9 protein-coding genes and 1 riboswitch are annotated in these 9,808 nt (G+C 68.5%); all 9 genes read left to right on the top strand.

Annotated features, from left to right (window positions below; genetic code table 11):
* Positions 1-395 precede the first annotated feature (395 nt).
* Positions 396-470: riboswitch (Fluoride riboswitch) on the top strand.
* A gap of 63 nt (positions 471-533) precedes the next feature.
* Complete coding sequence (locus AB1609_08535; GenBank protein ID MEW6046515.1) at positions 534-710, top strand: hypothetical protein; 177 nt, start codon at positions 534-536, stop codon at positions 708-710.
* A gap of 7 nt (positions 711-717) precedes the next feature.
* Positions 718-1,689 (top strand): DUF4129 domain-containing protein, encoded by a 972-nt coding sequence (locus AB1609_08540; GenBank protein ID MEW6046516.1) that lies wholly within the window; start codon positions 718-720, stop codon positions 1,687-1,689.
* A 67-nt stretch (positions 1,690-1,756) separates the two neighbouring features.
* A complete protein-coding gene (locus tag AB1609_08545; protein ID MEW6046517.1) occupies positions 1,757-2,194 on the top strand; it encodes a hypothetical protein in 438 nt (145 codons plus the stop codon).
* A 3-nt stretch (positions 2,195-2,197) separates the two neighbouring features.
* Positions 2,198-3,502: a DUF58 domain-containing protein gene (locus tag AB1609_08550; GenBank protein ID MEW6046518.1), complete on the top strand. Its 1,305-nt coding sequence runs from the start codon at positions 2,198-2,200 to the stop codon at positions 3,500-3,502.
* Positions 3,490-4,098, top strand: a complete 609-nt coding sequence (locus AB1609_08555) for a hypothetical protein (GenBank protein ID MEW6046519.1) — start codon at positions 3,490-3,492, stop codon at positions 4,096-4,098. Before AB1609_08550 ends, AB1609_08555 begins: the two co-directional genes overlap by 13 nt.
* Positions 4,022-5,014, top strand: a complete 993-nt coding sequence (locus tag AB1609_08560) for a MoxR family ATPase (protein MEW6046520.1) — start codon at positions 4,022-4,024, stop codon at positions 5,012-5,014. The genes AB1609_08555 and AB1609_08560 overlap by 77 nt, the downstream gene beginning before the upstream one ends.
* Complete coding sequence (locus AB1609_08565; protein MEW6046521.1) at positions 5,011-6,360, top strand: hypothetical protein; 1,350 nt, start codon at positions 5,011-5,013, stop codon at positions 6,358-6,360. Before AB1609_08560 ends, AB1609_08565 begins: the two co-directional genes overlap by 4 nt.
* Positions 6,361-6,516: 156 nt before the next feature.
* A complete protein-coding gene (gene uvrB / locus AB1609_08570) occupies positions 6,517-8,550 on the top strand; it encodes an excinuclease ABC subunit UvrB (protein MEW6046522.1) in 2,034 nt (677 codons plus the stop codon).
* A gap of 112 nt (positions 8,551-8,662) precedes the next feature.
* Positions 8,663-9,808 (top strand): excinuclease ABC subunit UvrA (locus tag AB1609_08575; protein MEW6046523.1); only part of this gene is annotated, 1,146 nt, incomplete at its 3' end.

Here is a 9,808-nt window from a genome sequence, read left to right on the forward strand (position 1 = left end):
CGACCGAGATGACGAGGCGAATCGACACGACGCTGGCGAGCAGAGCAAGGGCCATCCAGACCGACGCGGCAACCCACGCGCTTTCCAATTGACGTCCCTCCGTCGCCGGGCGTATTGGGCCGGCGACGGCCACGGGACATGAAAAGACCCCTGGCCGCGCGCCGGCACGGACAGGAGTCATTGGCGTTGCCGCGGTTTGGGCGCCACCAAGGCCGCCCCGGTGGACTCCACCACCGCTGCAGCGTTTATACCACGAGGCGGTTTGCCCGGGCAAGAGGGTCCAAGAGCAGGGCCGGCACATCCCGGGAAGGGCTTGCGGGCGGCAGGTGACTCGAGAGGCTTGTACGACGTTGACGGCGGGCCCGTGACCCCTGTAAGATCAAGTCGGCGGCGATGGCTGCCCAGGCGATGAGGCTCGCCTCTCAACCGCCCCCGGACGGCTGGCGGGGGCTGATGGCCTCTACCGAACAAAGGCGGGTAGGGGCCTTTCTTATTGTGTGGCCTCTCCTGCCCGGGAGGAGGCCCCATGAGAGATGCCGGGTACCCGGCGGGCGCCGACCCTGATCCGGCTCAAAAGCACGGCGCTTTGTGAGCGCCACACGGCTCCCCTGCTGTCCGGCGAGCACCAGCAACTGTCTGTAACCGTCGAGTTGCCCACCGGGCTTGCGCCGCGTGCATCTGTGGGCTCGCCGGACGGCTCGGAGGGGTGACCATACCGTGAAAGCCCGGTCGGTCAAGGCGCTGACAGCCCTGGCGCTGGCGGGAGCCGGGGCCGCCCTGCTGCTGGCCGCCGAGCCGGAGTTCGGCAGGGCTGTGCACCCGGGCTCGCCGGGCGCCTGGATGCGGCAAACGGTATCGAGGCTGCCGGCCGGGGCGGTCGTCCTGCTATGCGCGGGGGCTGCGGCGGGCATCGCAGCCTTCCTGCGGGCCCTCGCACCCCGCCGTCGCCGGCGCAAGGGGGAGCCGGGGTGGGTCCGGGTCGTAGAAGAGCCTCCCACCCCCTGGTGGGCCTACGCGCTCGTGGCCGGCATGCTGATGGGAATTTCCCTGACGGGCTACCGGCTCCTCAGCGAGCGGGGCGGCAGCGACAGCGGGTCGTTGCCGGCCCAACTCCCGCCGGCGGTCTCCGAGGCGGGGATCGAGCCAGGCGACATCACCGGACGGCCGGGACAGGTTGCCGCGACGGGGGCTAAGGGGGTTTCCGGCTGGGCGGACGCCTGGATCGCCGGGGCAATCCTGCTGGGTGCCGCGGCGCTGCCGGTGATGGCCAGGCTGCGCAGGAGGGCAGCGGAAGACTCCCGCTCTGGGGACTCCTCCGACACAGCCCCGCTGGTCGCGGCACGGCCGGGCGCGAACGATGCCGGGATGGGCGCCGCGGAGTTTGAACGCCTGGCTGAAGCCGTAGCACGCGCGGACGACCCGACAGAGGCGGTCATGGCAGCCTTCCATCTGCTCGAGCTCATTACCGGCGGGCTTGGACAGCGCCGGCCACCCTCGCAGACACCGGCGGAGTATCTGGCAGCCGGTTGCCCGGCCGTCATCCGAAAAACCGCGGAGGCAGACCGTCTCGCCCACCTCTATTGCAAGGCCGCTTACGGCTCAGGACCCGTGGGGCCATCCGATCAGGTTGAAGCGGTCAAGGCGGTGAGGCGGCTTTGGGAGCTCCTTCAGCAGGGGCGGCCGCAATGACACAAACCATCTTCCAAAGCATCTTCGGGCAGCCGTACTGCCCGCCGGGGAGGCGCCAAACGGCACCATGAGGCCGGGGGGTGACTTGCCGGAACTGGCTTTGCGGCTCGGCGTTGGCCTCGTTGTGCTCTGGTTTTCCTTCGGGTACGCGCGGAGACTGCCGGTCGGGTGGCCGCGCGGCGCGCATCGGCGCCCGCCCAGGCGGGCGGCGCAGGGACACGGGGTGCCGGAGGAGGTCGAGGCCCGCCTGAAGCTGGCGCAATGGGCCATGACGAATCCGGTTCAGTTCAACGGGGCGCTGGTCGACTGGCTGATAGCCATTGCCCGGGAGAGGCCCTCAGGACGGCCTCGTCTTTTCACGCCAAACCAGGATCCGGGCCGCCGTGAGGCCCTGGCGTCCGAACTCATGGGGCCCGCGGCCGCAGAACTGGCGCGGGGCCTCCCTCCAACGCCTGCTCGGGTTCGTGCCGTCGCCGACGCGATCCGCCGCCGGTGGGACGGGTAAGCTGTGGATGCGTTTCTGCTGCCCCGTATGGCCTCGTACGCGATCATTGGCGCCCTCATGCTGGTCGGGTCCCGGTTCGCGCAGCGCCCGGCCGCTCTTGAAACGGCCTTTTGGGTGCTTGCGGCGGCCCTGGCGGTGCCCCTGGTGCTGACCCGCCGGCCCCGGTTCTCCGTTGAGGTTTCGGTAGATCGCCGGGTGGCAAGGGTCGGCGACGGCGTCCTGGCCTCGCTGACGCTCGAGTCGGACCGTTGGCTCCCGCTGGTTGTCGCCGGCCTCGATGTCACACCGGCGTTTGAAGCTCGTAAGGCCCGACCCGTCGTGGTGGAACTGCGCCCGGACAGGCCGGTTCGTCTTACCATTCCGCTGGTCGCCCGATGCCGAGGGCTCCACTCCGTCGGTACGCCCTCAGGCGTGGCCATTGCCCCCGACGGTGCGTGGGCCTTCGCGCCGCGTAGAGGCCCGCAAGCGGAGCCGAACAATGACGCTTGCTGTCAGGTCCAGCCGAGGCTCGTGCCGCTTTGCAGGTGGGGGCCTCCCAGATCCCGCCCGTTCATCCTGGCCGGCGACTTCACGTCTCCCGTGCCGGGGCGGGGATACGAGTTTTCCGGTATCCGCCCGTTTGCCGCCGGCGACTCGCCACGGCACGTTCACTGGCGCTGGACGCTGAAGCGGGACGACCTGATGGTGGCCCAACGGCTTCGAGAGCGCCACGCGACGTTCGTCATCTTCGTCGACGCGCTCGTCGATGCTCCGGCCGGCCGCAGTTCGACCCTGGAACTGACGCTGGAAGCGGCCGTCTCTGTGGCCGAGTTTCTGCTCCGGACACGCCACCGGGTCGGCGTGTTGGTCTACGGGGGTACTCTCGGCTGGCTCAAGCCGGGTTCGGGGGCGCTGCAGTTGCGCCGCATCCTGGATTACCTGGCCGGCGTCCGGGCTATGCAAAGTTACGTCGCGTTGAGCCTCGACGGCCTGCCCGATTCAATCCTGCCCGCGGAATCGGCAGTCGTGGCAGTGAGTCCGCTTCTCGATGCCAGGGCTTCGCTGGCCCTCACGGACCTGGGGCGGCGCGGCCACCCGGTGCTTCTGGTTCACCTCAACACGGCGCTCCGGCTGTGGCAGTGGGCTTCACGCTCCCCACAACGGCAGGTCGCCCTCGAGTTGTGGAGGCTCGAGCAGGAGCTGGCAGTCCGGCGGCTGCGGCGCGCCGGCGTGCGATGCGTGCAATGGAATGGGGAGCACCCGCTCGATCCCGTGCTGGCGAGGTTACCCTCCAACCGGACGGGAGCAGGCGTCCCATGGCGGAACTGATCCTGGTCATGACCGTCATTTCGGGCGGGTTTGCCTGGAGAACCTGGGCCTTTCTCGGCTCGTGGCAGGCCCTGAAGGGGCTCGCGCTGGCGGTAGAGCTGGTGGGGCTCGGCGTACTCGTGACAGCCATTGCCTCGGGAGGCCGGCGTTGGGCAGCCGCCTCGTCCTGGGTCTGGACAATCGCCCTCATCGGGGCGCTGGCGTGGGGCGAGCTGCCGGTCGTCCAGGCGGCGGCATGGGCGGGGGTGCTGGTGTTTTACTGGGAGGTCGCCGAACTGTACGCCCTCCTTCGGGACAGCGGCGTGGCGCCGCGAGAGGCCTGGCGGCCGATGCGGCCCGTACGGAGGGCCCTGGGCCTGGCGGCCCTTCGGGCACTGGGGTATGCCGCCGCCGGCGCCTCCCTGGCTTCGCTGGTTGGCGCCGTCCGGGTCCGGTTACTCTGGCCCCTCTACCTGCTTGCAGCGCTGGCGCTGCTTGCCGGGCTGCGGGGTATCTTGAGCATGGTGCAGGGGGAACGATATGGAGACTCGCACGGTGAACCGGCTGGTAAGAGATGTGCTGGAAGCTTTGAAAGCGGTCATCGTCACCAGGGATGAACTTCTGGAAAAGGTCGTCGCAAGCGTGCTTGCGGGGGGTCACATCCTTTTTGAGGATTTCCCCGGGCTTGGCAAGACGCTGCTTTGCACCTCGCTCGCACAGGCGCTCGGGTTGAGGTTCCAGCGCATCCAGTTTACCCCTGACCTGCTGCCCGGAGACATTACGGGCGGCTACCTGTACAACCGCACGATGGGAACTTTCGAATTCCGGCCGGGGCCTGTCTTTGCGAACCTGGTGCTGGCCGACGAGATCAACCGCGCCAGCCCGAAGACGCAGTCGGCGTTGCTGGAAGTCATGCAAGAACGCCAGGTGACGGTGGAGGGCGAGCGCTTCGCGGTGGAACAGCCCTTCATGGTGGTCGCCACCCAAAACGCCATCGAGTTCGAAGGTACCTACCCCCTCCCGGAGGCTCAGCTGGACCGGTTCATGATGCGCGTCTCCCTGGGCTACCCCGACCCTGAGGAGGAGCAGGTGATTCTCCGCCGGCGGCTCGAACGCGCGCGGGACGCCGTGGTCGTTCCCCAGGTCACCACGAAGGCGGAGGTTGGGGAGATGCAGCGCTTCGTGGAAGGTGTCCACGTCAGCGCTCCGGTGCAACAGTACATCGTGGCCCTGGTCCGCGCGACCCGCGGCCACCCGTCGGTGGAGGTGGGGGCATCGCCGAGGGCCGGGCTGGCGCTCATGCAGCTTTCGCGGGCGCTGGCTGCCGTGCGCGGGCGAGCGTTCGTGATCCCGGACGACGTCAAGGCGGTGGCTGTAGACGTTCTGGCGCACCGGCTGGTGCTCAAGGCTGAACTCTGGGCGGCCCGAACCCGGCCGGAGCAGATCGTTCGGGACATCCTCAGCGCCGTTCCCGTTCCGGTGCCAGGGTCGTTGGACGGGATTGCGGGCGGGCAGGTGAAGGCAGCCGGATGAACGGCGGCCGCAGGCGCGTGGCCGACGTGGTGGACGCGGCGATCGAGGAGGCGCTGCGCGAGCCGGGCTGCCCTGCGTGCAGGCTGGTAGAGCGGTCCGTGGAGCGGTACTTCGATGTGCTTCTGTGGGAACTGGTCAACGACACCGGTGTCCGCCAACAACTGCGAACCAGCCTCGGGCTGTGCCCGCGGCATACGTGGACCCTGGTGCACGTCGAGCAGACCCAGACGCGAAACGTCCTTGGGCTGGCCATTCTATTCCAGGACATCATCACCCGCATCGTCGAGGTGCTGGGCGGGGCCGGGGCGTCGAATGGGCTTGCAGTGCTGAAGGGAACCGGTGGGGCCCGCGTCGCCGAGCGCCGGGATGCTTGCCCGGCCTGCAGGCTTGAGACGTCCGCGGAGGGGACGTATCTCGCTCGCCTGATGGAACGGGCCCGGGACGAGGCAGGGGCGCCGGACCTCGGCCAGACCGGCGGTGCTCGTGCCCCGGAGCGCAGTGCGGGCCGCTGGTGCTTGTGCCCGGCTCACTTGAGCAAGGCGCTGGCGTCACGAGGGCGGCCGCGACATGCCACCTGGGGATGGGCCCGGGCGATCCGCGAAGCCCCGGCCCCCCCGCGGCTCGAAGGATGGCTCGTAGCCAGGCTGCAACGTTGCGCGGCAGGTCCGGCCGGGCTCGGAGAGGCCGTTCTCTACCGGCTCCTGCTGCCAAGGCCTCTTGTAGTCGGAGCGGTGACCCATGACAGGCGTGCTGTGCCAGGCGACACCCCGCCCCATTGCCCGGTTTGCTCCGCCCTCGCCAGGGGGCGCTCCTCGACGGCCCTGCCCCTGACGGAGGCAGCGTCCGGCCCGGGCATCACCCTGTGCCCGGCGCATCTGGCGGATGCGCCAGGTGCCGAGGGCTGGCTTGGGGCGGCGCGCCGCGCGGTGCTCGCAGGCGAAGTGCACTCGCTGCGGTGCGCGCGGTGCGAGGAAGAGGCCGCCACGCAGAGCCGGCTCCTCAGGACGTCCGGGGGGCCGTTTTGCTTTCCCCATCTACTACAGCGACTGGCGCTCGACCGGGCAGCCACGGGCATCGTGGCCGGCACAACCGGACACAACGCCTCGGTGCGACCTGCTGAGGCCGAGGCCGTTCCCTCGCGGGCATCGACTGAAGCCATTGTTCGCCTGACGGTCGCCTACGCGGTCGACCTGGCCGGGCGGCTGGCCGGGTTCATCCGCAAGCAGGACTGGAACGTTCAGGAGCCGTTGACACCCGGCGAGGCGGCCAGCGTTCGGGAGGCGGCGCGGTTCTTGGGCGGATACTACGTGGTGTTCGGTTCCGGACGGGGTGGGGGCATGGTATAATCGCCCGAGAACCCGAATGTGTGTTTCAGCCACCCCACGGCTGAAGACCCCTGAGGGGGTGCCCGGAAGGGCGCGGGTACGCTTACACGTTGCAGGGAGGGAGCGGCGCCTCCTCCCCGTGGCTGAAGCCAGGGGCTGCCGGCGCCGCGTGATCTGGTGGAGGCGGTCGTCAGGACAGAAGAGCTCCCGGGGCGCTTCCAGGTCGTGGCGGACTTCGAGCCGGCCGGCGACCAGCCCAAGGCCATCGAGGCCCTCAGCCGCGGCGTGCTAGAGGGGCTCAAGTACCAGACCCTCCTGGGCGTTACGGGCAGCGGCAAAACCTACACCATGGCCAAGATTGTGGAGCGCGTGCAGAAGCCCACGCTCGTCATCGCGCACAACAAGACGCTTGCGGCCCAGCTTGCCAACGAGTTCCGCCAGTTCTTCCCCAACAACGCGGTGCACTACTTCGTCAGCTACTACGACTACTACCAGCCCGAGGCGTACGTTCCCGAGACGGACACCTACATCGAGAAGGACGCCAACATCAACGACGAGATCGACCGCATGCGGCACGCGGCCACGAGCGCCCTGTTCGAGCGCAGGGACGTCATCATCGTGGCCAGCGTCTCGTGCATCTTCGGCCTGGGCTCGCCGGACGACTACGTGGGAATGACCCTCAGCGTGCGCCACGGCGACTTCCGGGACCGGGACAACATCCTGCGGCGGCTCGTGGGCGTCCACTACGAGCGCAACGACATCGGCTTCAAGCGGGGCACGTTCCGGGTGAGGGGTGACACCATCGAGGTCTACCCCGCCTACTCGGAGACCGTGCTGCGCATCGAGTTCTTCGGTGACGAGGTGGACCGGATCCTGGAGCTTGACCCGGTGACCGGCGAGGTTCTGCAGGAACCCGAGACGGTGACCATCTACCCCGCCACCCACTACGTGACCACCGAGGAGAAGCTGAACCGGGCTCTGGTCACCATCGAGGAGGAGCTGAACGAGCGCCTGGCCCACTTCCGGTCGCAGGGCAAGCTGCTGGAGGCGCAGCGGCTGGAGCAGCGCACCCGCTTCGACCTGGAGATGCTGGCGACAGTCGGGTACTGCAACGGCATCGAAAACTACTCCCGCCACCTGAGCGGCCGGCCGCCGGGTTCGACGCCGACGACGCTTCTGGACTACTTCCCGAGGGACTTCCTCATGTTCATCGACGAGTCGCACCAGACCGTGCCGCAGCTTCACGGGATGTTCAACGGCGACTACTCCCGCAAGAAGACGCTGGTCGACCACGGCTTTCGGCTGCCGTCGGCGCTGGACAACCGGCCGCTCAAGTTCGAGGAGTTCGAGCGGCACATCAACCAGGCCATCTTCGTGTCGGCCACGCCGGGACCGTACGAGCGGGAGAAGAGCCAGCAGGTCGTCGAGCAGGTCATCCGGCCCACCGGGCTGGTGGACCCCGAGGTCGTGGTGCGGCCCATCCAGGGGCAGATCGACGACCTCATCCACGAGATCCGGGAAGTGGTCGGCCGGGGCGAGCGGGTGCTGGTCACCACGCTGACCAAGAAGATGGCGGAGGACCTGACCGACTACCTCGCCGACATGGGCATACGGGTGCGGTACCTCCACTCGGAGGTGGAGACGCTGGATCGGGTGGAGATCCTGCGGGGCCTGCGGCTGGGCGAGTTCGACGTGCTGGTTGGGATCAACCTGCTGCGGGAGGGGCTCGATCTCCCCGAGGTGTCCCTGGTAGCCATCCTCGACGCCGACAAAGAGGGATATCTGCGGTCGGAGACCTCGCTCATCCAGATGATCGGGCGCGCCGCCCGCAACGTCCGGGGCCGGGTCGTCATGTACGCGGAGAGCGTCACGGAGTCGATGCAGCGGGCCCTGGACGAGACCAACCGGCGCCGGCGGCTGCAGTTGGAGTACAATGAAAGGCACGGCATCGTGCCGCGCACGATCGAGAAGGCCGTGACCGACATCGTCCAGGCGTGGCGGGCCGAGCAGGACCAGGAGAAGGGCCGCACGCTCAAGAGCCTGCAACAGAAGGCCAAAGAGATGGCACCTGAAGAGCTGGCGGCTCTCATCCGGGGTCTCGAGGAAGAAATGTACGAGGCGGCCCGCAAGCTGGAGTTCGAGCGGGCGGCCGAGCTGCGCGACCAGATCAAGGCGCTGCGGCAGGAGCTTCTCGGGTACGTTCCGGCATGACTTGGCGCAACGGGCACGGGCGCGGGGCGTGGTACCCTGGACCGACTGACGGTCAGTCAGCGCGATCCCCATGCCCTCGCCCCCGGGTGCCCGGCTGGAAGGGTCCTTCGCGTTGAGCTCGAAGAGCATCGTCATCAAGGGCGCTCGTCAGCATAACCTCAAGAACGTCGACGTGGTCATCCCCCGCGACCGCCTGGTGGTCATCACCGGGGTGTCGGGGTCCGGCAAGTCGTCGCTGGCGTTCGACACCATCTACGCGGAAGGGCAGCGCCGCTACGTCGAGTCGCTGTCCGCGTACGCGCGCCAGTTCCTCGGGCAAATGGACAAGCCGGACGTGGACTTCATCGAGGGGCTCTCGCCGGCCATCTCCATCGACCAGAAGACGACGAGCCAGAACCCGCGTTCCACGGTGGGCACGGTCACGGAGATTTACGATTACCTGCGCCTTCTGTTCGCCCGCATCGGCAGGCCCCACTGCCCGAATTGCGGGCAGCCCATCGCCCAGCAGACGGTGCAGCAGATCGTGGACCAGATCCTGGCGCTGGGCGAGGGAAGTCGTGCCATCATCCTGGCGCCGGTGGTGCGGGGGCGCAAGGGCGAGTACCGGAAGCTCTTCGAGGAGATCCGCAAGGACGGGTTCGTGCGGGTGCAGGTGGACGGCGAGGTCTACGACGTCACCGAGGTGCCCGAGCTCGACAAGAACAAGAAGCACACCATCGAGGTGGTCGTGGACCGCATCGTGGTGCGGCCCGACGTGGCGAGCCGCCTGGCCGACTCGGTGGAGACGGCACTGCGCCGGGGCGAGGGCATCGCGATGGTGCAGGTGGTGGGCGGCGAGACGCTGACGTTCAGCGAGAAGTTCGCCTGCCCCAACTGCGGCTTCAGCTTCGAAGAGATCTCGCCGCGCATGTTCTCGTTCAACAGCCCGTACGGCGCATGCCGGACGTGCAGCGGGCTAGGGGTGCGCATGGAAGTGGACCCCGAGCTGGTGCTGGACCGGTCGAAGAGCGTTGTCGACGGCGGGATCCTGCCCTGGGCCGACAACGGGAGCCGCTGGCTGCACGCCCTGCTGCACGCGGCGTGCCGTGAGTACGGGATCGACCCGAGCAAGCCCATCGGGCGGCTGTCGCCCGAGCAGATCGACGTGCTGCTGTACGGTACCCGGGGGAAGCCGGTCACGTTCCGCTACCGGACGCTGGCGGGGCAGGAGAAGACGTACACCCACCCGTTCCCCGGGGTCGTGCCGAACCTGGAGGAG

The organism is Bacillota bacterium, from assembly GCA_040754675.1.
In the GTDB taxonomy this organism is placed as follows: domain Bacteria; phylum Bacillota; class Limnochordia; order Limnochordales; family Geochordaceae; genus Geochorda.